Source organism: Streptomyces sp. BR1, from assembly GCF_052373795.1.
In the GTDB taxonomy this organism is placed as follows: Bacteria; Actinomycetota; Actinomycetes; order Streptomycetales; family Streptomycetaceae; genus Streptomyces.
In genome coordinates this window covers 3,136,492-3,160,913 of record NZ_CM126252.1, presented here as the reverse complement: position 1 = coordinate 3,160,913, position 24,422 = coordinate 3,136,492, and the positions used below count along the sequence as shown (strand labels likewise).

Sequence of the window (24,422 nt, the reverse complement as noted above, 5' to 3'; positions counted from 1 at the left end):
CTGTCGTTGGTCAGACGGGACACGGCCGCGTGCGGGCGGCTCATTACCCACCATCGAATCTACCTGCGGGCACTGACAACGCTCGCCCACGGGGGCTATGGACAGACGGCGTCAGGACTGGTACCCGCCCCTACCCCGAGCCCCCTGTTTCAATCCTCGTCCTCGCCCGTTTCCGCCAGGACGGGCGAGCCGTGGTGGGACCAGAGCTTCCAGCCCTCGGGTGTGCGGCGGAACACATTGGTGGCGACCACGAGCTGGCCGACCAGCGGCCCGAGCTCGGCGCCGTCCTGGGCGGGGCCGCCGCTGAGGATGTTCTCGGTGCAGGTGACCAGCGCGGTGTCGGTCAGCACGACGACCTTCACATCGGTCAGGAAGAACTGGATGTACTCCGTGTTGGCCATGATCAGCGCGTACGAGCGGAGCACCTCGCCGCGGCCGGACAGGACCGGCCAGCCGGGGTGGACGCAGGAGATCGCGGTGTCCCCGGCGTCGGTGGCGCTCAGCCAGAGCTCGGAGAGCTCGTCGAAGTCGCCGCGTTCCAGCGTCTCGTAGAAGGCGGTGTTGGCGAGCTCGACGGCCTCGATGTCCGTACGGGCACTCACGTGGCTCCCTCTACCGCGCGCGCGACGCGCACGGCGTCGGCGGTGGCCCGCACCTCGTGGACGCGGACCGCCCAGGCGCCCTCGTGCGCGGCGATGGCGGAGACGGCGGCCGTGGCGGCGTCCCGCTCGCGGGCGGGCGGCGGCCCGGAGCCGTCCCCGGCGAGCACGTGGCCGAGGAACCGCTTGCGGGAGGCGGCGACGAGCAGGGGGTGGCCGAGAGCGCGCAGGTCGGCGAGGTGGGCGACGAGCGCCAGGTCGTGCTCGGCCTGCTTGGCGAAGCCGAGGCCCGGGTCGACGACGATCCTCTCGGGGGCGATGCCGCCCGCGACGACAGCCTCCACGCGTGCGTGGAGCTCGGCGACGACCTCGGCGACCACGTCCCTGTACACCGCGCGGCTGTTCATGTCCTGGCTGAAGCCGCGCCAGTGCATGACGACGAAGGGGGCGCCGCAGGCGGCGACCGCGGGGATCATGGCCGGGTCGGCGAGGCCGCCGCTGACGTCGTTGACGAGCAACGCGCCCGCCGCGACGGCCTGTTCGGCCACCGAGGCCCGCATGGTGTCGACGGAGACGGCGACGCCCTCGGCGGCCAGGCCCCGCACCACGGGCACGACCCGGCGCAGCTCCTCGTCCTCGTCCACGCGCGTGGCGCCCGGGCGGGTCGACTCGCCGCCGACGTCCACCAGGTCGGCGCCCTCGGCGACGAGGTCCAGGCCGTGCTTGATCGCGGCGGCCGTGTCGAACCAGCGGCCGCCGTCGGAGAAGGAGTCGGGCGTGACATTGACCACGCCCATGACCGCGCAGCGGTCCCACTCGGGCAGCCCGGTGACCGTGCCGCGTCGGCGCAACGTACTCATACGTCCAGCGTAGGCGTCAGCCGAGGGTCCCCGGACCAGACCCCGTACGCGATCCCGGGCCGCCGGTCAGGCGCCGCAGGAGCGTGTGCAGGGCGCCCCGGTCGGCGCCGGGGAGCGCGTCCAGGGCGGTGTGGGTGCCGTGCATGCCGGCCCGGACGGTCTCGACGGCCCGGGCGCCCTCCTCGGTGAGGACGACGTTCTTGACCCGGCGGTCGGTGGGGCTGGGTTCGCGGCGGACCAGGTCGCGGCTCTCCAGGCGGTCCACGATGCCGGTGACGTTGGAGGCGTCGCAGTGCAGCGTGGTGGCGAGCGAGCGCATGGAGGCGGGGCCCCGGCGCAGCACGGTCAGTGTCTTGGCCTGGCTGGCGGTGAGGCCCACCTCGGAGGCGGCCGAGGTGAAGTCGCCGTAGTAGTCCGCCAGGGAGTCCCAGAGGGCGTCCATGAGCACGTCGTTCGTCACGGCGTGGGACACGGCGGCCGGGCGGCTGGTTCCAGACATGACGCCACCTTACCGCGAGAAACTTGACGATCTCAACCTTTGAGGTTTACCGTCACTCTAGTTGCTTGAGGTAATCAAGCACTTGAGGTATTCAAGCATCGACCACCTCAAGCAATCCCTCCGGACTCCTACGGAAGAAACCGTGACTCCCACACATCACGTGGCGCCCGCGCGCCCCACCGGCGGCCCCGCGCTCGTCCTGGTCCTCGGGCTGGCCGCCATGGTCGTCTCGATGATGCAGACCCTGGTCGTGCCGATCCTGGGCATCATCCAGAACGACCTCGGCACCTCCACCTCCAACGTCAGCTGGGTCACCACCGCGACCCTGCTGTCCGCCGCCGTCTTCACCCCGCTGCTCGGCCGCTTCGGCGACATGCACGGCAAGAAGCCCACGCTCATAGGCGTGCTCGTCCTGATGGTCGCGGGCTCGGTCCTGGCGGCCACCACCAGCTCGCTGCTCTGGCTGATCGTCGGCCGGGTGATGCAGGGCGCGGCCACCGCGATCTTCCCGCTCGCCCTGTCCGTCCTGCGCGAAGAGGTCCGCCCGGAGAAGCTGCACGGCGCGATGGCGCTGGTCAGCGGCACCCTGGCGTTCGGCAGCGGTCTCGCGCTCGTCGGCGCCGGCCTGCTCACCCAGGGCGACCACCCCGACTACCACCGGGTCTTCTGGCTCGCCGCAGTCCTCGCGATCGTCGCCCTGGTGGCCGTCGTCGCGGGCGTCCCGGCCTCGCGCCACAAGCCCGGCGGGCGCACCGACTGGCTGGGCGCCGGCACGCTGGCGGCCCTCCTGGTCCTCCTGCTGCTGCCGATCTCGCAGGGCCACGAATGGGGCTGGTCCTCCGGCCGCACGCTGGGCCTGTTCGCCGCGGCCGTCGCCATGACCGTGGTCTGGGTCCTGGTCGAGCGCAAGGTCAAGGCGCCGATGGTGGACATGAAGATGTTCGCCCACCGCCCGGTCTTCTTCACCAACCTGGCCGGACTGCTGCTCGGCTTCGCGATGTTCTCGCAGTTCATCGGCGTCTCGTACCTGGTGCAGATGCCGGACAAGATCACCGGTTACGGGTTCACGGCGTCCGTGCTGCGCGCCTCGGTTGAGTACCTGCTGCCGACCACGATCATGTCGCTGCTCGCCGCCCAGTTCGGCGGCATGCTGGTCCGCCGCATCGGCGCGCGCTTCACGCTGACCATCGGCGCCGTCTTCGGTGTCGTCGGCTTCGCCTGGCTGACCGGCGCGCACGACACCACCGCGTCGGTGATCCTCGCGGGCATGGTGATCGGTGTGGCCATCAGCTTCGGTTACGCGGCGATGCCCGCGCTGATCGTGGCGAGCGTCCCGCACCACCAGACGGGTATCGCCAACGGGATCAACTCGATCTCGCGGTCGGTCGGCAGCGCGATCGCCAGCGCGGTGATCACGTCTCTGCTCGCCTCCAAGACGATCCAGCACCTGCCGCCGGGGATTCCCGCGCTGCCGCAGGAGAGCCAGTTCACGCTGAGCTTCGCGCTCGCGGGTGGGGCGTTCCTGCTGGTCGTGGTGGTTGCGCTTCTCGGGCTGAAGTCCGACCGGAAGCCGCAGGCCGTCGAGGCTGTGGCTGGTGCGGACGCCACTGAAGACGCGAAGGTCAACGCCTGACCGGTGCCTTAGCGGGCAACACGAAAGGGGCCCGGGGATTTCCCCCGGGCCCCTTTTTCGGACTTCGTCCGTCGGACGTTTGCTGCGGGCCGTGCGTGGCTTGTCGCGCAGTTCCCCGCGCCCCTAAAAGCCACAAGCCAGGCTTACGCGGCCCGTACCTCGCTCTCCGTCGACGCGAGGTGTGCGCACGGGCGCTTGCGGTTGGCGCGGCTGAAGCGGGCGAAGGGGCGGGGGAGGGCGAGGTTCACGAAGCCCTCGGCCTGCATCACCGCGAAGCCGATGCGCGGCAGGTCACCGTGGGCGCGGTAGACCATGAAGCGCGGCTCCCAGCGTGGCTGGAACTTGGCGTTGAACTTGTACAGCGACTCAATCTGGAACCAGCGGGACAGGAAGACCAGCAGTCCGCGCCAGAGCCGCAGCACCGGGCCGGCGCCGATCTTCTCGCCGCGCGCCAGGGCCGAACGGAACATCGCGAAGTTCAGCGAGACGTGCTCGATGTCCAGCTTCGGAGCGGCCTGCAGCGAGGCGACGATCAGCAGCTCGTTCATGCCCGGGTCGGCGGACCGGTCGCGGCGCATGAGCTCCAGCGACATTCCGTCTTTACCCCAGGGGACGAAGTGGATCATGGCCTTCAGGTCGCCGTACGGCCCCGGCTCGCCCGAGCCGTCGTCGTCCGCCTTGTGGGCGGTGGCGATCACGCAGTCGCCGTCGTCCGGGTCGCCGATCCGCCCGAGCGCCATCGAGAAGCCGCGCTCGGTGTCGGTGCCGCGCCAGGCCTCGGCGGCCCGCTGAATCCGTTCCAGCTCACCTACGGAGAGATCACGAACGCGCCGTACGCGGGTTTCGTAGCCATTGCGCTCGATGCGCTTGACCATCTGGCGTACGTTCCGCATGGCGCGCCCGGAAAGGGAGAAATCCGTGGCGTCCACCACCGCCTCGTCACCCAGCTCCAAGGCGTCGAGCCCGGTCTCGCGGGTCCACACCTCGCCACCCGTCTCCGAGCAGCCGACCACGGCCGGCGTCCAGGAGTGCGCCTTGGCCTCGTCCATGAAGCGCTCGATGGCGCCCGGCCAGGCCTCGACGTCGCCGATCGGGTCGCCCGAGGCGAGCATCACACCGGAGACGACGCGGTAGGTGACGGCGGCCTTGCCGCTGGGGGAGAAGACGACCGCCTTGTCGCGGCGGAGCGCGAAGTGGCCCAGCGAGTCGCGGGCGCCGTGCTTGGCGAGCAGGTCGCGCAGCTGGCGCTCGTCGTCCTCGGTGAGCCGGGCGGCCGGGTGCTCGGGGCGGAAGGCCAGGTAGATCGTGGTGATCGCGGTGAGCAGGCCGAGCGCGCCCAGCGAGTAGCCGACGGTCCAGCTGGTGTCGCCCGCGTACTCGACGGGGCCCTCGAAGCCGAACAGGCCGTACATCACATGCTGGATACGGTCGGCGATCGACGGGTTGCCGACGACCCGGCCCGGGTGGACCGAGACGATCACCAGGCCGAGGCCGAGCGAGCCGGAGCCGAGCAGGATGAAGTTGGCCAGCGCCTTCCAGCGGCTGCGCGGGTCGGGCAGCGCGGTGAACTCGTCGCGGTGGCGGACCAGCAGCACGAGCAGCGCGAGCGAGATCAGCACGCCGATGATCGAGTGCCGGTACAGGAACTGGGCCACCGCGCCGATCGGCAGCAGGGCGACCGCGGCCCGCCAGGCCCGCCGCTTGCGCCGCTTCAGGCCGTGGGCCAGGAGCAGCAGCAGGACGCCGGTGCTGAGCGCCAGGGCTGCCGCGAAGGGACCCGTCGTGCCCGGTAGGACTTCCGTCACAGCGTGCATCCTGCTGGCGCGGAAGCGCGGGAAGATGCCTGCGGCGATGTTGAGCAGGCCTACGAAGGTCGCAGCCGTGCCGACCAGTGAGGGAACCGAGTCGGGGCGCGGTCCGCGGAGGACTTTGCGCGCGCCGGCCGGAACCGAACCCTTTTTGTCCCCATCTATCCTGACAGACATCGCTTCCCGTGACTCCGCGAGAGATCCTGGTTGTCGGAACAGTGACAAGGTAGCCGCTGTCTTCCGGACAATTTGCGCCCTCTAGGACGGCACTTCCAGGGGGCGGGTTCCCTCGGTCTCAGGAAAATCTCAGTCAGAAAGTTTCTACGACTCATGGGTCTCACGAGCAACACGGTCCTGGCACTCGCCGTCGTTCTGGCGGTGGTGTTCTTCGGGCTCACCATCTGGCTCTGGCCGCGACTGGCCAAGCGCAGCTGGCGAGCCGTCGTGGGCCGCATCGGCCTGCTCCTCGGCACGCAGCTGATGCTCTTCGCCTCGGTGGGCCTCGCGGCCAACAACTCTTTCCTCTTCTACGGCTCCTGGGCGGACCTTTTCGGTCAGGAGCAGGACATGGGCGTGGTGGTCGACCACTCCGCCGGCAGCAAGGACATCAAGGTCACGGGCAAGGAGAAGCCCGACACCCCGGGCGCCGGCAACCGCGCCATGGGGGGTGAGATCCAGAAGATCGTCGTCTCGGGCCAGCAGTCCAAAATAGCCAGCCCCGCCTACGTATATCTGCCCCCCGAGTACTTCCAGAAGAAGTACGAGAAGCAGAACTTTCCCGCCGCCGTGGTCCTCACCGGCTACCCCGGTACCGCCGAGAACCTGATCAAAGGGCTGAGGTACCCGAAGACGGCATGGGCGCAGGTCAAGCAGAAGAAGGCGCAGCCCATGATCCTGGTCATGATGCGCCCGACCGTCGCTCCGCCGCGTGACACCGAGTGCGTGGACATCCCGGGCGGCCCGCAGACCGAGACCTTCTTCGCCAAGGACCTCCCCAAGGCTGTCTCGCAGACGTACCGCGTCGGCACCAAGCCCCAGAACTGGGGCTTCATCGGGAACTCGACGGGCGGCTACTGCGCCCTGAAGATCGGCATCCACCACCCCGAGGTCTTCGGCGCCAGCGCGGGCCTGTCGGCGTACTACAAGGCCGCCAGCGACCCGACCACCGGTGATCTCTTCCACGGCAACAAGAAGGAGCGCGACCGCTCCAACCTGCTGTGGGCCCTGGACCACGTGCCCGCGGGCAAGTCGTCGTTCCTGGTCACCAGCTCGAAGTCGGGCGAGGACAACCTGAAGCCGACGCTGAAGTTCATCGAGAAGGTGAAGTCGCCCGCGCGCGTGTCGTCGATCACGCTCAACAGCGGCGGGCACAACTTCAACACCTGGCGGCGCGAGATCCCGCCGACCCTGGAGTGGATCAGCAGCCGTCTCACCGGCAACTGATCGAATTCATCGGGACGATCATCGGCCGCCTCGGCGGCCGCTTTGGCGTGTTTAGCGTGAACTGATCGTTTCCACTTCGACTTCCGCACGCGGGACGTCCTGGGCGTCCGCGTCGATCGAGCGGCGCAGCGCCTCGTGGAGGCGGGCCGGGGTGAGCACACCGAGGAACCGGCCCGTCTCCGCGTTGTCGATCACCGCGATCCAGCCGGCGTCGTACTGGAGCATCGTCGCGAACGCCTGCTTGAGGGAGGCGCCGACCGGCAGCCAGGCCTCCATCCGGCGGGCGTGCTCGCGCACGGTGCCCTTCTTGCCCCGGGTGGCCTCGGCGGAGATCCAGCCGTGCAGATCGCCGGAGCCGTCCAGGACGACCGCCCAGGGGGCGCCCAGGTCGGCGGGGAGCGGGTCGTCGAGCCGCACCACGGGCGGCTGCTCCAGGTCGCCCTCCTCGATGGGCGTCACCGAGAGGCGCTTCAGACCCCGGTCGGCGCCCACGAAGTCCGCCACGTACGGGGTCGCGGGGGCGCCCAGCACGGCCGCCGGGGCGTCGAACTGCTCGATGCGGCCCTCGCCGTACACCGCGATGCGGTCGCCGAGGCGGACCGCCTCCTCGATGTCATGGGTGACGAACAGGACGGTCTTGCGGACCTGCGACTGAAGCCGCAGGAACTCGTTCTGCAGCCGCTCGCGCACCACCGGGTCGACCGCGCCGAACGGCTCGTCCATCAGCAGCACCGGCGGGTCCGCCGCCAACGCCCGTGCCACGCCCACCCGTTGGCGCTGGCCGCCGGAGAGCTGTTCGGGGTAGCGGGACCCGAAGACCTTGGGGTCGAGGCCCACCAGGTCGAGGAGTTCGGCCGCGCGCTCACGGGCCTTGGCGCGCTTGACGCCGAGCAGATGCGGGACGGTCGCGGTGTTCTCCAGGACGGTCTTGTGCGGGAAGAGCCCGACCTGCTGGATCACATAGCCGATACGGCGCCGCAGTTGGACCGGGTCGACTGTGGATATGTCCTCGCCGTCCAGGAATATCCGGCCCTCACTCGGCTCGATCAGCCGGTTCACCATCTTCATCGTGGTGGTCTTGCCGCAGCCCGACGGTCCGACGAGCGTGACCAGTTCACCCTCGGCCACCTCGAAGGAGAGGTCGTCGACGGCGGTGGTGCCGTCGGCGTACCGCTTGGTGACATGCTCGAATCGGATCATGGTTCCCCATTGTGGCCGGTGTTCGATCCCGCGTGTGTGAACCCCATGTTGCCGCTCTGTGTGCGATGAGCGGATCCGCCGGCCGGCTCTCGGCGATTGTCAGTGGTCGGGGATAAGGTCGCCAGACATACGTTCGGGGGATTCGGGGAGATCCGACGGGGGAGGTGGGGGACCGTGGCAGCGCAGAACTGTCTGGTGCGCAACGACTGGATCTGCTGGGAGTACGTGCGCTCCCGCAGCCATGAGCTGACCGACGCCACGGTCCAGCATGTCTGGATCACGGCGGTGTCGGTGCTGATCGGGCTGGCGATCGCGCTGCCGCTGGCGCTCCTCGCGCGCGGCCGCAGATCGGTCGCGGGAGCGGTGCTGACCCTGACGACCGTGCTCTACACGGTGCCGTCGCTCGCCATGTTCTCGCTGCTGCTCCCGGTGTTCGGCCTCTCGGCGTCGCTGGTCGTCACCGGCCTGGTGCTCTATTCGCTGACGATCCTCGTACGGAACATCCTGGCGGGCCTCGAAGCGGTCCCGGCCGAAGTGCGGGAAGCCGCACGGGGGATGGGATACGGGCGCATACGCATGCTGGTCGAGGTCGAGCTGCCGCTCGCCCTCCCGGCGCTGCTGGCCGGGGTGCGCATAGCGACGGTGTCGACGGTCGCGCTCACCACGGTCGGCTCGGTGGTCGGCAAGGGCGGTCTGGGCAACCTCATCGGCGACGGGGTGCAGTCCACGTTCAAGGCGCAGGTGCTCACCGCGTCCGTGCTGTGCGTGCTGCTCGCGCTGGTGGCGGACCTGCTGCTGCTCGGCCTCCAGCGGCTGCTCACGCCCTGGACGCGGATACGGACGACGGCGGGGGCGCGCTGATGGGGGTCATGGCGGACGCCTGGACCTGGCTGACGACGGGGTCCAACTGGTCGGGCGAGGACGGCGCCTGGCACCGCCTCGGCGAGCACGCGTACGTGAGCGGGGTCTCGCTCCTGGTGGCCTGCGCCATCGCGCTGCCGATCGCCCTGTGGCTCGGGCACCTCGGCCGGGGCGGCGCGCTCGCGGTCAACATCTCCAACGTGGGCCGGGCCGTGCCCGTGTTCGCGGTGCTCGCCCTGCTGATGCTCACCCCGCTGCGCAAGGAGGGGTACCTGCCGACGATCATCGCTCTGGTGCTCTTCGCGGTGCCGCCGCTGCTGACCAACGCTTACGTGGGCATGCGGGAAGTGGACCGGTCGGTCGTGGAGGCCGCGCGCGGGATGGGGATGTCCGGGCCGCAGCTGTTCGCCCGGGTGGAGCTGCCGCTCGCGTATCCGCTGATCATGATCGGGGTGCGGTCGGCGGCGGTGCAGGTGGTGGCGACCGCGACGATCGCCTCGATGGTGGGCCTGGGGGGCCTCGGCCGGATCATCACGGCCGGGTTCGCCACGTACAACACACCGCAGGTGGTCGCGGGGGCGATCCTCGCCGCGCTGCTCGCGTTGCTGGTCGAGGGCGTGCTGGTGGTGGCCGACCGGCTGTTCAGCCCGCTGCGGCGACGCGGCGGACGGCCCACGGCCGCCTGAGCCGACGGCGGACTCCTCCTCGAAATCGCCGGACCCTTCAGATCCTTCGGACTCCTCGAACTCTCGGATGGTGAACGTTCATGAGCAAGATCCTGCGCACGGCCGGTGCGGTCCTCGGCACGGTGGCACTGGCCGGTTCGCTGGCCGCGTGCGGCGGCGACAGCCTGGAGAAGGACAAGGACAAGAGCGGCAGTAGTTCGAGTAGCGGCGGGGGCGGCAAGAAGGGCTCGCTGACCGTCGGCGCCGCCGGCTTCACCGAGTCCGCCGTCCTCGCCGAGCTCTACGCCCAGATCCTGCACGACGCCGGATACGGCACCTCGATCACCACGGTGAAGAACCGCGAGCTGTATGAACTCGCCCTGGAGAAGGGCGAGATCGACGTCGTTCCGGAATACGCGGCTACGCTTACCGAATTCCTCAACGCCAAGGTGAACGGCGACAAGGCGAAGGACAAGCCGCTCGCCTCCAGCGATGTCACGGCGACCGTCGCCGAGCTCACCAAGATCGCCGGTCCGCGCGGGCTGAAGGCGCTCCCGTCGGGCGCGGCCGTCGACCAGAACGCGTTCGCGGTGACCAAGGAATTCGCCGCCAAGAACAACCTCAAGACCCTTTCGGATCTTGGCAGGTCGAAGGTCAAGGTCAAGATCGCGGCGGGCGACGAGTGCACGATCCGGCCGTTCTGCGCGCCGGGCCTCAAGGCGAAGTACGGCATCGACGTCAGCGGGATCGACCCCAAGGGCGTCGGCACCCCGCAGTCCAAGCAGGCGGTCAAGGACGGTGCCGACCAGCTGGTGCTGACCACGACCACGGACGCGACGCTCGACCAGTACGGCCTGGTCCTCCTTGAGGACGACAAGAAGCTCCAGAACGCCGACAACATCCTTCCGGTGGTCAATGCGAAGGACGCCGGCACCCCGGAGATAGCCGACGTACTCGCGAAGCTCACCAAGGCGCTGACGACCAGTGATCTCGTCGAACTGAACCGCAAGGTGGACGCGGAGCGGGCCAAGCCCGCCGACGTCGCGAAGGACTATCTCCAGTCGAAGGGGCTGATCAAGAAGTAGAAAAGCCGTCGGTCGGCCATCGGTTGGCTATGGGTGGCAAGAAGATTCGGGAGATTGGCGGGCTGGGGCTCCATTGGGCGTCTACGCACGGTAAATTTCAGGCCATGCCACGTGGACGCCACCGCCATTCCCCTCCTCTGCACAGACTTCTTCCACCGTCCGCCGTCGCCGGTGCCGCGGTCCTTTGCGCCGGTGGCGCCTGGCTGTTCGATCAGCCACTGGCACTGAGGAGCATCGCCGCGGCCGCCGCGGTGGCCGCCGTCACCGGCTCCGTGCTGATGCGCGGCTGGGACCGGGCCGCCGGTCGCCGGGTCGCCGAGCTGACCCGCTCGCGCGCCGCCGACCAGTGGCGCACCGAGGAGCGGATCGCCGAGCTGGAGGCGGACCTGGAGGAGTCGCGCGAGCTGCGCGGCCGCCTGGACGCCAAGCTCCGCGCCAAGCGCATGGAGCTCGCCGGGCTGCGCGGCGAACATGCGGCGCTGCTGCGTCGGTACGCGACGGCGGAGACCGAGCGGGCCAGCGCCCTGGAGGGCCGCCGCCGGCTCGCCCTGGAGGCGGCCGCCCCCAAGGAGCTGCCCGCGACGTCCGGCCTGCCGGGCCCGGCGGCGTACACGGCCGCGTCCCTGGCCCTGGAGAACCTGCCGTACGTACGTCGGGCTCAGGAGGCCCGGCAGGCGGCTGCCGCCGAGGAGGCGCGCAGGGCGTCGGAGAAGTCCGCGCGGGCCGAACTGGTCGGCAAGCCCCGGCAGATCGAGCAGCCCCGCAAGGCGGACGCGGCCCGGGACTCTGCACAGGACTCCGGCGACTCCTCGAAGCCGGAGGAGCCGCAGGGGAAGCGCTCGGCGGCCGCCGGGAGCGGGGAGCACGTACGCCCGGCGTCCGCCGCTCTTCCCGCGCTGCCCGCGGCCCCGGCGCCGGTCGCCTCGGCGGTCGTCCCGTATGTCGCGCGCCCGGCCGTACGGCCCGAGGGCCGCTTCGACTTCTTCGGGACCGACGCCGAGAAGGAGGCCGCCGAGAAGGAGGCCACCCAGGCCACTCGGGCCGCGATAGCCGCGGCCGAGGAGGAGGACCTGGCCGACGTGGTCGGCGAGGAGGTCCTCGCGGAGCGCCCCAAGGGCGGCCCCGAGCGGGTCGTCGGCAAGGTCATCGACCTGACGGCGCACGACGAGACGGAGCAGCTGGACGTGGTCCGGCTGCGGTCGGCGATCTCGTAACGTCCGTACACGACAACTGAAAGGACGGGCCCGCTCCGCGTGGGCCCGTCCTTTTGTATGCCGCCTACTTGTGCCGCCTACTTGTCGATGTCGCCGACGACGAAGAACAGCGAACCCAGGATCGCGACCATGTCCGCGACCAGCGTTCCCGGCAGCAGCTCGGTGAGGGCCTGGATGTTGTTGTACGAGGCCGAGCGGAGCTTGAGGCGGTACGGGGTCTTCTCGCCCTTGCTGACGAGGTAGTAGCCGTTGATGCCGAGCGGGTTCTCGGTCCAGGCATAGGTGTGGCCCTCGGGGGCCTTCAGGACCTTCGGGAGGCGCTGGTTGATCGGGCCGGGCGGCAGCTCGGCGAGCCGGTCGAGGCAGGCGTCGGCGAGTTCCAGGGCGTTGTGGGTCTGGGCGAGCAGCACCTCGAAGCGGGCCAGGCAGTCGCCCTCGGTGCGGGTGACGACCCGCAGGGTGTCCTGGAGCTCGCCGTACGCGAGGTACGGCTCGTCGCGGCGCAGGTCGAAGTCGACGCCGGAGCCGCGCGCGATGGGGCCGCTGACGCCGTACGCGTGCACGGCCTCCTGCGACAGGATGCCGACGCCCCGCGTACGCCCCCGGAAGATCTCGTTTCCCAGCACCAGCCGGTCGTACACGTCCATCCGCGAGTTGGCGGCGGCGACGGCGTCGCGGGCGCGGCCGAGCCAGCCGAGCGGGAGGTCCTCCTTGAGGCCGCCGACGCGGTTGAACATGTAGTGCATGCGCCCGCCGGAGACCTCCTCCATCACGTGCTGGAGCTCTTCGCGCTCGCGGAAGGCGTGGAAGATCGGGGTGATTCCGCCCAGTTCGAGGGGGTACGACCCGAGGAACATCAGGTGGTTGAGGGCCCGGTTCAGCTCGGCGAGGAGCGTACGGGTCCAGACCGCGCGCTCGGGGACCTCCATGCCGAGCATGCGCTCGACGGCCATGACCACGCCGAGCTCGTTGGAGAAGGCGGAGAGCCAGTCGTGGCGGTTGGCCAGCATGACGATCTGGCGGTAGTCGCGCGCCTCGAAGAGCTTCTCGGCGCCGCGGTGCATATAGCCGACGACCGGCTCGGCGTGCTGGATGCGCTCGCCGTCGAGGACGAGGCGGAGGCGGAGCACGCCGTGGGTGGAGGGGTGCTGCGGGCCGATGTTGAGCACCATGTCGGTGCTCTCCGCCGCGCCGCCGATGCCGACCGTGGTCTCCGTCATGGGCGACAGTATCCCCGGCCGGGGGGTGTTTCCCCCACCCCGCCCCGGGCTACGCGCCCGGACCCCCTCGGGGGCTTCGCCCCCGCCCGTGTTCGGCTGACCGCCGGTGGGGGCTTGTCGCGCAGTTCCCCGCGCCCCTTAATGGGCCCTTCGGGCCCTCCTGGTGGCGCGGATCCCTCGGAGAGTTCCGGGAAGGGGCGGGGTGGGGCAAGCGCCGCAGGCGAACCCCCGTCACACCCGCTCCCGCAGCCACACGAAGTCCCCCAGCCCGCCCCGCGCCACCAGCTCCGCCGCCTCACCCGCCAGGGACAGCGCCCGTACGTACGCGACCGGGTCCGTCGAGGCCAGGGACAGGGGCGGACGGGCGCCCGTCACACCGAGGCGGGACAGGGCCTCACGCTGGGGGACGAGTTCGCCCCGGGGCCCCGCGCAGGCGTCAAGGGCCACATGCGACGTGATGTCGCAGCTCCCGTCCGGCACCGGCGCGCACTCCCGCCCCGCCCGGAACCCGGTGAGCGTGCCGAAGGGCGGCCGCGCGGAGGCCATGTGCGCGTAGTCCACCGCGACCGCCAGTCCCGCCGAAAGCGTCGACACCGCCCCCGCCCACGCCGCGTCCCGCGCCCGCCCCACCTCCGCCCGCGCCCCCGGCTCCCGCAGCGGCCACCACCGCTCCAGCCAGCGAGCGTCCGCGTCCGCCACGCGCGCGCCGAGGCGTTCGGTGCCGTCGGAGCGGACGAGGACCTGGCGGGGCACACCGTCCGCGTCGGCCTCGGCGACGTCGACGGGGACGTTGTCCAGCCACTCGTTGGCGAACAGGAGCCCCCGTACGCCCTGCGGCGGCTCCGCGACCCAGGCCACGCGCGCGTCGAGCCCGGCCGGACGCGCCGCGCGCTCCACGGCGTACGCCCGTACCGGGAAGTCGGCGGGCAGCGCGGCCAGCACACCCGTGACCAGCTCGCCCCGCCCCGCCCCCATGTCGACGAAGGTGACCTCGCCCCCGCCCAGCTCCGCCGCCACCTCCTGGAGCAGCCGGGCGACGGCTCCGGCGAAGAGGGGAGAGGCGTGCACGGAGGTACGGAAGTGACCCGCGGGACCCTCGGGCCGGAGATAGAAGCCGCCGGGCCCGTACAACGCCCGCTCGGTCGCCTCGGCCCAGCCACACCAGTCGCCCGCAACCGCCTCGTCCGTCACATCGCTCACGCCGTCCGACCCGTCCGTCACCTCGTACCTCACAGGGAAAGGCTAGGGGCCCTCCACCTTGGGGAGTACGCCCGGGCGACCCGGATCGACCCTCCGGTTGACCCATGCACCGATCCGGCTTCCCTACGCTGGGTTACGTGCAGCGCCTCTACGACTTCATCCGCAGACACCCGACCGCGGTCGACACCCTCTGGGCCGTCTTCCTGTTCGGGATCTCCGGCATGTCGTACGTGTCCAACCACAGCAGCCACGGCTCGACCGCGGCGGCGTTGCTCTGTGCCGCGGGGCTGGGTGTCGTGGTCGCGCTGCGGCGGCGGGCGCCCGAGAAGATGCTGGTGCTCGCGATAGTGATGGGCCTGGCGCAGCTCGCCCTGAACGTCCGGCCGAACGTGGCGGACATGGCCATGCTGGTCGCCATCTACACGGCCGCGGCCGTCGGCGAGCGCTGGGCCTCGCGGCTCGCGCTCGGCGGTTCGCTCGTCGCCTCGATGATCGCCATGTGGCGCTGGCCGAACGAGTACGGCGACGGCAGCAGCACCATGAGCGCGGGGCAGGTCGCGTTCGTCGCCGTCGTGATGACCGTCCCGTTCGTCCTCGCCTGGGTCCTCGGCGACTCGATGCGCACCCGCCGGGCGTACTTCGCCCAGCTGGAGGAGCGCGCCGCCCGGCTTGAGAAGGAGCGCGAGGCGCAGGCCAAGGTCGCGGTCGCGGCCGAGCGCGCCCGTATCGCGCGCGAGCTCCACGACGTGGTCGCGCACAACGTCTCGGTGATGGTGGTGCAGGCGGACGGCGCCGCGTACGTCATGGAGAGCGCGCCCGACCAGGCGAAGATCGCCCTGGAGACGATCTCCATGACCGGGCGCCAGGCGCTCGCCGAGATGCGCCGTCTGCTGGGCGTGCTGCGCACCGGCGAGCACCGGGAGGCCGGGGAGTACGTGCCGCAGCCGGACGTCGAGCAGATCGAGGAGCTGGTCGAGCAGGTGCGTACGGCCGGGCTCACCGTGGACTTCAAGATCGAGGGCACCCCGCGCCCGCTGCCCAGCGGCGTCGAGCTCACCGCGTACCGGATCGTGCAGGAGGCGCTGACCAACACGCGCAAGCACGGCGGCCCGGACGCGGGCGCCAGCGTGCGGCTCGTCTACTTCGACGACGGGCTCGGCCTGCTGGTCGAGGACGACGGGCGCGGCGCCGTGCACGAGGTGTACGAGGACGGCGGCGCGGACGGCCAGGGGCACGGTCTGATCGGGATGCGCGAGCGCGTCGGGATGGTCGGCGGCACCCTGGACGCGGGGCCGCGTCCGGGCGGCGGCTTCCGCATCAGCGCCCTGCTCCCGCTCAAGCCCGCGCACTAGCAATCCGTGCGCCCCATGCTTGCTTCCACGCCCCGCTGTTTTCCTGTACGCCACGTTTACCCGTACGTCGTGATGAAAGGGACCCGATGACGATCCGCGTGATGCTCGTCGACGACCAGGTGCTCCTGCGCACCGGTTTCCGGATGGTGCTCGCCGCGCAGCCGGACATGGAGGTCGTCGCGGAGGCGGGCGACGGCGCGGAGGCGATCGAGATCCTCCGTGCCACGGCCGTGGACGTGGTGCTGATGGACGTACGGATGCCGAGGCTGGACGGGGTGGAGGCGACCCGGCGGATCTGCTCGGCCGAGGAGCACCCGAAGGTGCTGATCCTGACCACGTTCGACCTGGACGAGTACGCGTTCTCCGGCCTCAAGGCGGGCGCCAGCGGCTTCATGCTCAAGGACGTCCCGCCGGCCGAACTGCTCGGCGCCATCCGCTCGGTGCACAGCGGCGACGCGGTCGTCGCCCCTTCGACCACCCGGCGGCTGCTCGACCGGTTCGCCCCGATGCTGCCGACGACCGGCAAGGAGAGCGGGCCCGGCGGAAGCGCGATGGAGAAGCTGACCGAGCGCGAGCGCGAGGTCATGCTGCTGGTCGCGCAGGGTCTTTCGAATGGCGAGATCGCGGCGCGTCTGGTCCTCTCGGAGGCCACCGTGAAGACCCATGTCGGCCGGATCCTGACGAAGCTGGGTCTGCGGGACCGGGTCCAGGTCGTCGTCCTCGCGTACGAGACGGGGCTGGTCCGGGCCGGGGGGCTGTAGACCGGAGTGAGGCGTCCCGCGGGCGTGCGGGTCCGGTGGGGGCCCGGCGGAACGCGGAGAGGGCCATGCCCTGGCGGCGGGGCGCTTTTCTGCGGTCCCCGGCGGTCAGTCGCCGCGCAGGACCAGTTCCAGCAGCCCCGGGAAGCGGGAGTCGAACTCCTCGCGGCGCAGTCGGTTCACCCGCTTGGGCCCGTTGTCGCGCTGCTCGACCAGCCCGGCGGCGCGCAGCACCGCGAAGTGATGGCTGAGCGCCGCCTTGCGTACGGGCACGTCGAACGAGCCGCAGCTGCGCGTCCACTCCTCCGACTCGGCCAGTTCGCGCACGAGTTGGAGGCGGACGGGGTCGCCGAGCGCGTCCAGCGCCGTGATCAGCGGAACCTTCTCGGGATGCGTGTGCTCAGGGGCCGCGCGATGGGTCATTTGCTGGTCCTTCCTTCAGCCGGTCCTTGCCTGGTGTTCGATGAGGGTCATACACTCCCGAGTGTTCGACCTTCATTGAACACTTTATGCGGCGAGGGGGAACCACGTCATGCGTGCGATTCAGGTCAGCGAGCTGGGCGGTCCGGAAGTACTGCGGTTGGTCGAGGCCGAGGCGCCCGCGCCCGGGCCGGGCGAGGTCGCGATCGACGTGGCGTACGCCGGGGTCAACTTCGCCGAGGTGAAGGCCCGTTCCGACGGCTACCGGGTCACGTCCCTGCCGTTCGTGCCGGGCCTTGAGGTCTCCGGGCGGGTACGGGCGCTCGGCGCGGGCGTCGAGGGGCTCGCGGTCGGCCAGGAGGTCGCCGCGATGGCCGAGGGCGGCGGCTACGCGGACGTCGCCGTGGTCGCGGCCGCCACCGTCTTCCCGGTGCCCGAGGGCGTCGATCTGCGTACGGCCGCGACGCTGCCCACCGTCCTGCCGACCGCGCACGCGCTGATCCACGAGGTGGGGCGGCTGCGGGCGGGCGAAACGGTGCTGGTCCAGGGCGCGGCGGGCGGCGTCGGCACGGTCGTCGGGCAGCTCGCGAAGCTCGCGGGCGCGGGTGCGGTGTACGGCGTGGTGTCCAGCGAGGCCAAGGCCGCGTACGCGCGTGAGCACGGGTACGACGACGCGTTCCTCACCTCCACCTTCGCCGAGGACGTACGCCGTGCCACCGGTGGCCGGGGTGTCGACCTCGTCCTCGACCCGGTCGGCGGCGAGACCCTGCGCCGGGGCCTCGACGCGCTGGCCCTGTTCGGCCGGCTCGTCTCGTACGGCAACGCGGGCGGCGAGCCCGCCTGGCAGGTCGGCCAGCCCGAGCTCTACCCCCGCGCCCTCTCGATCTCCGGCTTCTCGATCCTGACCCTGGCGCAGGGCGCCCCCGATGCCCTGCGCGAGATCGCGGGCAGGGCGTTCGCGTTGGCGGCGGACGGCCGGGTGAAGCTCCCGGTGACGGCCGAGTTCCCCCTGGAGGAGGCGGCCGAAGCCCACCGCCTGATGGAGGGCCGCACGTCCACGGGGAAGCTGCTGCTGCGGGTCAACTAGCCGTCTACGGACCGTGGGTGGCTGGTCGCGCAGTTCCCCGCGCCCCTAAAGGACTGTGGCTGAGCCAGTTCTCCGGCTGCGGCGGACTGCCTAAGGGGCGCGGGGAACCGCGCGACCAGCCCCCACCGGGCCGCAGGCGAAAAACACGCCCCCCGCGAAGCGGCTGGCGGCTAGCGAAGCACCCCTTCCAAGAAGTCACTGCCCAGCCGGGCAACCACAGCCACGTCCAGCTGATGCAACACATAGCGCCCACGCCGCTGCGTAGTAAGAAGCCCGGCTTTCTTCATCACAGAAAGGTGCCGGGACACCTCAGGCGCACTGATCCCGTACGAGTCCGCCAGCTCGCTCGTCGTATACGCCCCCCGCGCAAGACTGCGGCACAGCCGCATCCGCATGGGGTGTGCGACGGCTTCGAGGCGCGCCTTCACCACGTCCACCGGCGCGGACCCGCCCAACTCGCCGGTGGACACCGGGTACTGGACGACAGGCTGCCACCCCGGCGCGTGCAGCGCGAACAGATGCGGCCAGCCGAAAGCGGTGGGGATGAACGTCAGACCCGTCCCCGCCGCACTGGTGCGCCCATGGCTGAGCTTGTCGACGACGACCCGCTCGCGGCCCTCGTACGTTTCGAGCGTGACCGCGCCCGAGACCGCGCCGATGGCCTCGGCCACCCCCTTGCGCTTCAGGAGCTCCGTCTTGTGCCGCGCGTCGGCGGCGAGTTGGACCCGTACGCGCTTCCAGGTGTCGCCGAAGAACGCCTCGTCGCAGTCCTCAAGCAGCCGCCGTATCCACGCGCGCGCCCCCGGCGGATCGAGCAGGATCCGCTGGACGAAGGCGGCTTGGCGGGGGCCGCGCGCGGCCGCGAGCTCCAGGGCCCGGTTCCGCATCCGCTCGTCGACCAGCGGGGACGGCGCCCCCTCGTTGTAGAGGCTGGCGCAGGAGATCTCCAGCGCCGCCGCCACGTACTTCTCGTCGTCCATCCGGTCGAGGTCGTCCAGCTCCTCGGCCAGGGTCTCGCGCGGGTGGGCGGGCATCAGGATGTCGGAGCGGGTGGAGCGCCACAGGAAGTCCGCCTCGTGCAGCCGGTCGGCGAGCTCCGGCTTGAGCCCGCACGCCGTCGTGGTGATCCAGCCGTGCAGCCGGGCGTGGTGCGCGGGCTCGGAGAGCGCGTGCAGGGCGGCGCCCAGCTCCGCCAGGGGAGAGGGCCCGAAAACGATCCGCTCCGGCGGCAGTCCCGTGATGTCGATGCACACGCTCATGCGCCCATGGTGCACCGCCGCACCGACAACGAACCCGTCGATTGACGCCCCTGGTCAATCGACGTGCCGGGCGGCCGGGACAGGCGCAGCCTGGATGCATGGACGCCATTCAGCAGCAGATGCTCGACACCTACCGCGCGGCCCGCCTCCAGGAGCCCGCACCGCCCCTGCCGGGAACGTACGACGTACGCACCCTGCGCGAAGCGCGCGACTACCGGCGCTTCGAGGCGGTCCTCGCCGGCCACCTCGCCCACGGTCGCCTGCGCGCCGCCCTCGCCCGCCTCCTGCCCTCCCCGCGCCACCACCGCACCCCGGCCTGCCACTGAGCGCCCGGCGTCAGCCCAACCTCCGTACGAACTCGGCCACGGCGTCCCGTACGTCCCCCGCCGACCACTGAAGGCCCGGCTCCGTCACCGTCACTTCGGTGCACGCGACCCCGGGCGGCCCGCCCGCGGGCGCGGGGAACCAGCGGCGGAAGAGCGCCACGCCCGTCTCCTCGGCCTGGCCGAGCCCGGCGTCGTCCAAGGCGTCCGCCTCGTACGGCAGCCACACCTGGAACTGGTGGGTGTGCGGCACCTCCGGGTTGATCCGGAACCACGGCACGCCCGCCTTGGCGAAGCCGTCCGCCAGCCCCTCGGCCACTACGCGCGCGTGGGCGACGTACGACGGCAGCTTCGGCAGCTCCCGGTCGAGCCCGACCAGCGCCGACAGGGCCGCCGGATACTGCTGGAAGAGCTGGCCCCCGTAGCGGTGGCGCCAGGTGCGGGTCTCCTCGATCAGCGACTCGGGTCCTACGAGGGCGGCGCCCGAAAGGCCTCCCAGGCTCTTGTAGTACGACACGTAGACGCTGTCCGCGAGGGACGCGATCTCCTCCAGCGGGCGGTCGAAGTGGACGACGCAGTCCCACAGGCGGGCGCCGTCGAAGTGGACCACCGCGTCCCGTTCGCGGGCCGCCTCGACCACGTCGGTCAGCTCCTGCCAGGTGGGCAGCACGAACCCCGGCTCGCGCAGCGGCAGTTCCAGCATCAGGGTGCCGAACGGCTCCTCGAAGTCGCGTACCTCCTGGGCCGTGGGCAGCCGGGGCGCGTCCGTCGGGTGGACCGTGCGCAGCCCGCTGACCGTGGTGAAGGCGCGCCGCTCGTGCACCTCGGGGTGGGCGAGCGGGTGCAGCGCCACCGTCGCGTTCCCGGTGCGCCCGGCCCATGCGCGCAGGGCGGCCTGCTGGGCCATGGTGCCGGTCGGGAAGAACGCCGCCGCCGGGAAGCCCAGCGCGTCGGCGGTGCGCCGCTCCAGCTCGGTGACGACGCCGTCGCCGTAGAAGTCCGGCATCTCGGTGGTGTCGTACACAGTGCTCGCGTCGGCGGCGAGGGCGGTCAGCCGCTCGCCCATGCTGAACTCGCCGGGCATCCGGCACAGCGTGCGCTCGGAGGCGCGCCACGCCGCGATCCTGCGCCGGCGCGCATCCTGCTCGCTGCCGTTCGCGCCGGGTTCGTTGTCGAGCTGTCCTTGCTGATCTTCCATGTTCCGATCATCACCCACAGCCTGTGGACAACCACAGGGGTTATCGAAACCTGGGCGTAGCATGACGGGGAAATCGTCCGGTACCCCTCGCGGACTGGAACGGAAGGCCCCCGCCGCGTGAACGCACAGCCAGAGACCCGCCCAGCCCGCCTCACCGTCGGCGTCGTCGGTGCCGGCCGGGTCGGCCCTGCCCTCGCCGCCTCGCTCCAGCTCGCCGGGCACCGCCCGGTCGCGGTCTCCGGCGTTTCGGACGCCTCCGTGCGCCGGGCGGCCGCGCTGCTGCCGGACGTGCCCCTGGTGGCGCCCGCCGATGTGCTGGCCGCCGCCGACCTGGTGCTGCTCACCGTCCCCGACGACGCGCTCCCGGGCCTGGTGGAGGGCCTCGCGGAGACCGGCGCCGTACGCCCCGGACAGCTGATGGTGCACACCTCCGGGCGGTACGGGACGGCCGTCCTGGCGCCCGCCACGCGCGCGGGCGCGCTCCCGCTGGCCCTGCACCCCGCGATGACCTTCACCGGCACCAGCGTCGACGTCCAGCGCCTGGCCGGGTGCTCGTTCGGCGTCACCGCGCCCGAGGAGCTGCGCCTGGCCGCCGAGGCGCTGGTCATCGAGATGGGCGGCGAGCCCGAGTGGATCGAGGAGGAGAACCGCCCGCTCTACCACGCGGCCCTCGCCCTCGGCGCGAACCACCTGGTCACCCTGGTGGCCCAGTCCATGGAGCTGCTGCGCACCGCCGGTGTCGCGGCGCCCGACCGGATGCTCGGCCCGCTGCTCGGCGCCGCGCTCGACAACGCGCTGCGCTCCGGCGACGCGGCCCTGACCGGCCCCGTCGCGCGCGGTGACGCGGGCACGGTCGCGGCGCACGTGGCCGAGCTGCGCAAGCACGCCCCCGCCGCCGTCGCCGGATACCTGGCGATGGCCCGTACGACCGCCGACCGGGCACTCGCCCACGGCCTGCTGAAGCCCGAGCTCGCCGAGGACCTGCTGGGCGTGCTCGCGGACGGAGAGAACCGATGAGCCGACTGGTCCGCACCGCCGCCGAGCTGGCCGCCCTGGAGCGCGCCGGGCGCCGCGCCGTCGTCATGACCATGGGCGCTCTGCACGAGGGCCACGCCACCCTGGTCCGCACCGCGCGCGAGACGGTCGGCCCCGACGGCCAGGTCGTGGTCACGGTCTTCGTCAACCCGCTCCAGTTCGGCGAGGGCGAGGACCTGGACCGCTATCCGCGCACCCTGGACGCGGACCGCGAGATCGCCGAACGGGCGGGCGCCGACGCCGTGTTCGCGCCCTCCGTGGACGAGGTGTACCCGGGCGGGGACCCGCAGGTCCGCATCACGGCCGGGCCCATGGGCGAGCGCCTGGAAGGGGCCTCGCGCCCCGGCCACTTCGACGGCATGCTCACCGTCGTCGCCAAGCTGCTCCACCTCACCGCGCCCGACCTCGCCCTGTTCGGCCAGAAGGACGCCCAGCAACTCGCCCTGATCCGGCGGATGGTGCGCGATCTGAACTTCCCCGTGGAGATCGTCGGCGTCCCCACCGTCCGCGAGGACGACGGGCTCGCGCTCTCCAGCCGCAACCGCTACCTGTCGACGGCCGAGCGCACCACCGCGCTCGCCCTCTCTCGCGCGCTGTTCGCGGCCCGCGACCGGCTCACCGCCGAACACGCCCTCCACGCGCGCGCCGCCGCCTCGCGCGCGGGCGCCGGGCGCGCCGTCGCGCTCTCCCGGATCGGCGAGGCCCGCGCGGCCGCCGACGCGTACGCGGTGGAGGCCGCAGGTCCCTCCCCGGCGGTCGTGCGGGCCGCCGCCCAGAGCGTCCTCGACGAGGCCGCCAAGGCGGAGCCCCCGATCACACTCGACTATCTGGCGCTGGTCGACCCGGCGACGTTCGGCGACGCCGAGGAGGGCTTCGCCGGTGAGGCGGTCCTCGCGGTCGCCGCGCGCGTCGGCACCACCCGCCTCATCGACAACATCCCGCTGACTTTCGGAGCCCCCGAATGACCAGGACGACCGACGGTCCGACCGCGACCGGAATACGGCTGGACGCCCCCGCCCCCGGCTGGGCCATCGACGCGGACGTCGTGGTCGTGGGCTCGGGCGTCGCGGGCCTCACCGCGGCCCTGCGCTGCACCGCCGCGGGCCTCGCCACCGTCGTGGTGACCAAGGCCCGGCTCGACGCGGGCTCCACGCGCTGGGCGCAGGGCGGCATAGCGGCGGCGCTCGGCGAGGGCGACACGCCCCAGCAGCACCTCGACGACACGCTGGTCGCGGGCGTGGGCCTGTGCGACGAGAACGCGGTGCGCACCCTGGTCACCGGGGGCCCGGACGCCCTCCGCCGCCTGATCGCCACCGGCGCCCGGTTCGACACCGACGAGTCCGGCGAGATCTCCCTGACCCGCGAGGGCGGCCACCACCGCCGCCGCATCGCCCACGCGGGAGGCGACGCCACCGGCGCCGAGATCTCGCGCGCGCTGGTCGAGGCGGTCCGCGAACAGGCCGTACGGACCATCGAGAACGCCCTCGTACTCGACCTGCTGCGGGACGAGGACGGGCGCACCGCGGGCATCACCCTGCACGTCATGGGCGAGGGCCAGCACGACGGCGTGGGAGCCGTCCGCGCCCCCGCCGTGGTGCTCGCCACCGGCGGCATGGGCCAGGTCTTCTCGGCCACCACCAACCCGGCGGTGTCCACCGGCGACGGCGTGGCCCTGGCGCTGCGCGCGGGCGCGGAGATCTCCGACCTGGAGTTCGTCCAGTTCCACCCCACGGTGCTCTTCCTCGGCGCCGACTCCGAGGGCCAGCAGCCGCTGGTCTCCGAGGCCGTACGGGGAGAGGGCGCCCACCTCGTCGACGCCTCCGGGACCCGGTTCATGCTGGGGCAGCACGAGCTGGCCGAGCTCGCCCCGCGCGACATCGTCGCCAAGGCGATCACGCGCCAGATGCAGCTGCACGGCACCGAGAACATGTACCTGGACGCGCGGCACTTCGGCGCCCAGATGTGGGAGCAGCGCTTCCCGACCATCCTCGCCGCCTGCCGCGCGCACGGCATCGACCCGGTCACCGAGCCCATCCCGATCGCCCCGGCCGCCCACTACGCCTCCGGCGGCGTCCGCACCGACCTGCGCGGCCGCACCACCGTTCCCGGCCTCTACGCGTGCGGTGAGGTCGCCTGCACCGGAGTGCACGGCGCCAACCGGCTCGCCTCCAACTCCCTTCTGGAAGGCCTGGTCTTCGCCGAGCGCATCGCGGCCGACATCGCGGAGGGCGGCCACGCACGCGTGGCCGCCGCCGAGGCCGCCGTCCCCGCCGAGGACGCCCCCGTCTGCCCCCTCCTCGCCCCCGAGGCGCGCATCCAGATCCAGCGCGCCATGACCAACGGCGCCGGAGTGCTGCGCTCCGCCGACAGCCTCGCCGAGGCCGCCGCCCGTCTGGAGGCGATCCGGGCCGGTGCCGACGGCTTCGACGAGCGCAAGGCCGCCGAGCCCGGCGTGGAGGCGTGGGAGACCACCAACCTGCTGCTGGTCGCGCGCGTGCTGGTGGCCGCGGCCGCCGCCCGCGAGGAGACCCGCGGCTGCCACTGGCGCGAGGACCGGCCCGACCGCGACGACCAGGACTGGCAGCGCCACCTCGTCGTACGGGTGACACCGGACCGTACGCTCGACCTCCGCCGTACCGATTCAGCAGACTTCCCCCCGACGGTCTCTCCGACCGTCTCCGACGCCCCCAGGGAGCCGTAACC

Annotated in this window: 23 protein-coding genes; 13 read left to right on the top strand and 10 right to left on the bottom strand. The window is 71.8% G+C overall.

Annotated elements, in window-relative coordinates:
• Positions 1–149 precede the first annotated feature (149 nt).
• From ACT1U9_RS13655 to ACT1U9_RS13645, 3 genes are read right to left on the bottom strand one after another with little or no spacing between them, the layout of a single operon-like run.
• Positions 150–602 (bottom strand): nuclear transport factor 2 family protein, encoded by a 453-nt coding sequence (locus ACT1U9_RS13655; protein WP_444538569.1) that lies wholly within the window; start codon positions 600–602, stop codon positions 150–152.
• Positions 599–1,459 (bottom strand): dihydropteroate synthase, encoded by an 861-nt coding sequence (gene folP / locus ACT1U9_RS13650; protein WP_444538568.1) that lies wholly within the window; start codon positions 1,457–1,459, stop codon positions 599–601. Before folP ends, ACT1U9_RS13655 begins: the two co-directional genes overlap by 4 nt.
• 16 nt (positions 1,460–1,475) lie before the next feature.
• Positions 1,476–1,958 (bottom strand): MarR family winged helix-turn-helix transcriptional regulator, encoded by a 483-nt coding sequence (locus ACT1U9_RS13645; RefSeq protein WP_444538567.1) that lies wholly within the window; start codon positions 1,956–1,958, stop codon positions 1,476–1,478.
• 142 nt (positions 1,959–2,100) lie between these two features.
• On the opposite strand from ACT1U9_RS13645, the gene ACT1U9_RS13640 reads away from it, so the two are divergent.
• Positions 2,101–3,591, top strand: a complete 1,491-nt coding sequence (locus ACT1U9_RS13640; protein WP_444538566.1) for an MFS transporter — start codon at positions 2,101–2,103, stop codon at positions 3,589–3,591.
• 143 nt (positions 3,592–3,734) lie between these two features.
• Here ACT1U9_RS13640 and ACT1U9_RS13635 read toward each other — a convergent pair whose 3' ends face one another.
• Positions 3,735–5,576, bottom strand: coding sequence for a phosphatidylglycerol lysyltransferase domain-containing protein (locus ACT1U9_RS13635; protein ID WP_444538565.1), 1,842 nt, complete (start codon positions 5,574–5,576; stop codon positions 3,735–3,737).
• A gap of 153 nt (positions 5,577–5,729) precedes the next feature.
• On the opposite strand from ACT1U9_RS13635, the gene ACT1U9_RS13630 reads away from it, so the two are divergent.
• Positions 5,730–6,842: an alpha/beta hydrolase gene (locus ACT1U9_RS13630; protein ID WP_444538564.1), complete on the top strand. Its 1,113-nt coding sequence runs from the start codon at positions 5,730–5,732 to the stop codon at positions 6,840–6,842.
• A gap of 51 nt (positions 6,843–6,893) precedes the next feature.
• On the opposite strand, the gene ACT1U9_RS13625 is transcribed toward ACT1U9_RS13630, so the two are convergent.
• On the bottom strand, positions 6,894–8,042 hold the full coding sequence (locus ACT1U9_RS13625) for an ABC transporter ATP-binding protein (protein ID WP_444538563.1): 1,149 nt from the start codon (positions 8,040–8,042) through the stop codon (positions 6,894–6,896).
• 174 nt (positions 8,043–8,216) lie between these two features.
• Here ACT1U9_RS13625 and ACT1U9_RS13620 point away from each other — a divergent pair, with 174 nt between their 5' ends.
• The 4 genes from ACT1U9_RS13620 (at position 8,217) to ACT1U9_RS13605 (ending at position 11,867) form a co-directional block, all read left to right on the top strand.
• Positions 8,217–8,903 (top strand): ABC transporter permease, encoded by a 687-nt coding sequence (locus ACT1U9_RS13620; protein WP_444538562.1) that lies wholly within the window; start codon positions 8,217–8,219, stop codon positions 8,901–8,903.
• Positions 8,903–9,589: an ABC transporter permease gene (locus tag ACT1U9_RS13615; RefSeq protein ID WP_188272923.1), complete on the top strand. Its 687-nt coding sequence runs from the start codon at positions 8,903–8,905 to the stop codon at positions 9,587–9,589. Before ACT1U9_RS13620 ends, ACT1U9_RS13615 begins: the two co-directional genes overlap by 1 nt.
• Positions 9,590–9,669: 80 nt before the next feature.
• Positions 9,670–10,653 carry an ABC transporter substrate-binding protein gene (locus ACT1U9_RS13610; RefSeq protein WP_444538561.1) on the top strand — a complete coding sequence of 328 codons (984 nt, stop codon included), beginning with the start codon at positions 9,670–9,672 and terminating at the stop codon, positions 10,651–10,653.
• 104 nt (positions 10,654–10,757) lie between these two features.
• Positions 10,758–11,867, top strand: a complete 1,110-nt coding sequence (locus tag ACT1U9_RS13605; protein WP_444538560.1) for a hypothetical protein — start codon at positions 10,758–10,760, stop codon at positions 11,865–11,867.
• Positions 11,868–11,944: 77 nt separating this feature from the next.
• On the opposite strand, the gene ACT1U9_RS13600 is transcribed toward ACT1U9_RS13605, so the two are convergent.
• Entirely contained in the window at positions 11,945–13,087 is a 1,143-nt protein-coding gene (locus ACT1U9_RS13600) for an NADH-quinone oxidoreductase subunit D (RefSeq protein WP_444538559.1), read from the bottom strand.
• A gap of 231 nt (positions 13,088–13,318) precedes the next feature.
• Positions 13,319–14,278, bottom strand: a complete 960-nt coding sequence (locus ACT1U9_RS13595; protein ID WP_444539101.1) for an SAM-dependent methyltransferase — start codon at positions 14,276–14,278, stop codon at positions 13,319–13,321.
• A gap of 146 nt (positions 14,279–14,424) precedes the next feature.
• Here ACT1U9_RS13595 and ACT1U9_RS13590 point away from each other — a divergent pair, with 146 nt between their 5' ends.
• Both ACT1U9_RS13590 and ACT1U9_RS13585 read left to right on the top strand, forming a co-directional pair.
• A complete protein-coding gene (locus ACT1U9_RS13590; RefSeq protein WP_444538558.1) occupies positions 14,425–15,639 on the top strand; it encodes a sensor histidine kinase in 1,215 nt (404 codons plus the stop codon).
• Between the two features lie 86 nt (positions 15,640–15,725).
• On the top strand, positions 15,726–16,400 hold the full coding sequence (locus ACT1U9_RS13585) for a response regulator (RefSeq protein WP_444538557.1): 675 nt from the start codon (positions 15,726–15,728) through the stop codon (positions 16,398–16,400).
• Between the two features lie 105 nt (positions 16,401–16,505).
• On the opposite strand, the gene ACT1U9_RS13580 is transcribed toward ACT1U9_RS13585, so the two are convergent.
• On the bottom strand, positions 16,506–16,820 hold the full coding sequence (locus tag ACT1U9_RS13580; protein WP_444538556.1) for an ArsR/SmtB family transcription factor: 315 nt from the start codon (positions 16,818–16,820) through the stop codon (positions 16,506–16,508).
• A gap of 109 nt (positions 16,821–16,929) precedes the next feature.
• Between ACT1U9_RS13580 and ACT1U9_RS13575 the strand changes: the two genes are divergently transcribed.
• Positions 16,930–17,904, top strand: coding sequence for a quinone oxidoreductase family protein (locus ACT1U9_RS13575; protein WP_444538555.1), 975 nt, complete (start codon positions 16,930–16,932; stop codon positions 17,902–17,904).
• A gap of 170 nt (positions 17,905–18,074) precedes the next feature.
• On the opposite strand, the gene ACT1U9_RS13570 is transcribed toward ACT1U9_RS13575, so the two are convergent.
• Positions 18,075–19,163, bottom strand: a complete 1,089-nt coding sequence (locus ACT1U9_RS13570) for a DUF5937 family protein (RefSeq protein WP_444538554.1) — start codon at positions 19,161–19,163, stop codon at positions 18,075–18,077.
• A 98-nt stretch (positions 19,164–19,261) separates the two neighbouring features.
• Here ACT1U9_RS13570 and ACT1U9_RS13565 point away from each other — a divergent pair, with 98 nt between their 5' ends.
• Positions 19,262–19,489, top strand: a complete 228-nt coding sequence (locus ACT1U9_RS13565) for a hypothetical protein (RefSeq protein WP_444538553.1) — start codon at positions 19,262–19,264, stop codon at positions 19,487–19,489.
• 10 nt (positions 19,490–19,499) lie between these two features.
• Here ACT1U9_RS13565 and ACT1U9_RS13560 read toward each other — a convergent pair whose 3' ends face one another.
• Positions 19,500–20,684: a threonine aldolase family protein gene (locus ACT1U9_RS13560; RefSeq protein ID WP_444538552.1), complete on the bottom strand. Its 1,185-nt coding sequence runs from the start codon at positions 20,682–20,684 to the stop codon at positions 19,500–19,502.
• A gap of 117 nt (positions 20,685–20,801) precedes the next feature.
• On the opposite strand from ACT1U9_RS13560, the gene ACT1U9_RS13555 reads away from it, so the two are divergent.
• From ACT1U9_RS13555 to ACT1U9_RS13545, 3 genes are read left to right on the top strand one after another with little or no spacing between them, the layout of a single operon-like run.
• The gene (locus tag ACT1U9_RS13555; protein ID WP_444538551.1) at positions 20,802–21,701 is read left to right on the top strand and encodes a Rossmann-like and DUF2520 domain-containing protein; all 900 of its coding nucleotides are present in this window, start codon (positions 20,802–20,804) and stop codon (positions 21,699–21,701) included.
• Positions 21,698–22,684, top strand: coding sequence for a pantoate--beta-alanine ligase (gene panC / locus ACT1U9_RS13550; protein WP_444538550.1), 987 nt, complete (start codon positions 21,698–21,700; stop codon positions 22,682–22,684). The genes ACT1U9_RS13555 and panC overlap by 4 nt, the downstream gene beginning before the upstream one ends.
• A complete protein-coding gene (locus tag ACT1U9_RS13545; protein ID WP_444538549.1) occupies positions 22,681–24,420 on the top strand; it encodes an L-aspartate oxidase in 1,740 nt (579 codons plus the stop codon). Before panC ends, ACT1U9_RS13545 begins: the two co-directional genes overlap by 4 nt.
• Positions 24,421–24,422: the final 2 nt, after the last annotated feature.

Bases quoted from the DNA above. Each gene is read 5' to 3' on its own strand.
- folP (WP_444538568.1), bottom strand. From the start codon at position 1,459: ATGAGTACGTTGCGCCGACGCGGCACGGTCACCGGGCTGCCCGAGTGG.
- ACT1U9_RS13645 (WP_444538567.1), bottom strand. From the start codon at position 1,958: ATGTCTGGAACCAGCCGCCCGGCCGCCGTGTCCCACGCCGTGACGAAC.
- ACT1U9_RS13635 (WP_444538565.1), bottom strand. From the start codon at position 5,576: ATGTCTGTCAGGATAGATGGGGACAAAAAGGGTTCGGTTCCGGCCGGC.
- ACT1U9_RS13630 (WP_444538564.1), top strand. From the start codon at position 5,730: ATGGGTCTCACGAGCAACACGGTCCTGGCACTCGCCGTCGTTCTGGCG.
- ACT1U9_RS13625 (WP_444538563.1), bottom strand. From the start codon at position 8,042: ATGATCCGATTCGAGCATGTCACCAAGCGGTACGCCGACGGCACCACC.
- ACT1U9_RS13615 (WP_188272923.1), top strand. From the start codon at position 8,903: ATGGGGGTCATGGCGGACGCCTGGACCTGGCTGACGACGGGGTCCAAC.
- ACT1U9_RS13610 (WP_444538561.1), top strand. From the start codon at position 9,670: ATGAGCAAGATCCTGCGCACGGCCGGTGCGGTCCTCGGCACGGTGGCA.
- ACT1U9_RS13605 (WP_444538560.1), top strand. From the start codon at position 10,758: ATGCCACGTGGACGCCACCGCCATTCCCCTCCTCTGCACAGACTTCTT.
- ACT1U9_RS13600 (WP_444538559.1), bottom strand. From the start codon at position 13,087: ATGACGGAGACCACGGTCGGCATCGGCGGCGCGGCGGAGAGCACCGAC.
- ACT1U9_RS13585 (WP_444538557.1), top strand. From the start codon at position 15,726: ATGACGATCCGCGTGATGCTCGTCGACGACCAGGTGCTCCTGCGCACC.
- ACT1U9_RS13580 (WP_444538556.1), bottom strand. From the start codon at position 16,820: ATGACCCATCGCGCGGCCCCTGAGCACACGCATCCCGAGAAGGTTCCG.
- ACT1U9_RS13575 (WP_444538555.1), top strand. From the start codon at position 16,930: ATGCGTGCGATTCAGGTCAGCGAGCTGGGCGGTCCGGAAGTACTGCGG.
- ACT1U9_RS13570 (WP_444538554.1), bottom strand. From the start codon at position 19,163: ATGAGCGTGTGCATCGACATCACGGGACTGCCGCCGGAGCGGATCGTT.
- ACT1U9_RS13565 (WP_444538553.1), top strand. From the start codon at position 19,262: ATGGACGCCATTCAGCAGCAGATGCTCGACACCTACCGCGCGGCCCGC.
- ACT1U9_RS13560 (WP_444538552.1), bottom strand. From the start codon at position 20,684: ATGGAAGATCAGCAAGGACAGCTCGACAACGAACCCGGCGCGAACGGC.
- panC (WP_444538550.1), top strand. From the start codon at position 21,698: ATGAGCCGACTGGTCCGCACCGCCGCCGAGCTGGCCGCCCTGGAGCGC.
- ACT1U9_RS13545 (WP_444538549.1), top strand. From the start codon at position 22,681: ATGACCAGGACGACCGACGGTCCGACCGCGACCGGAATACGGCTGGAC.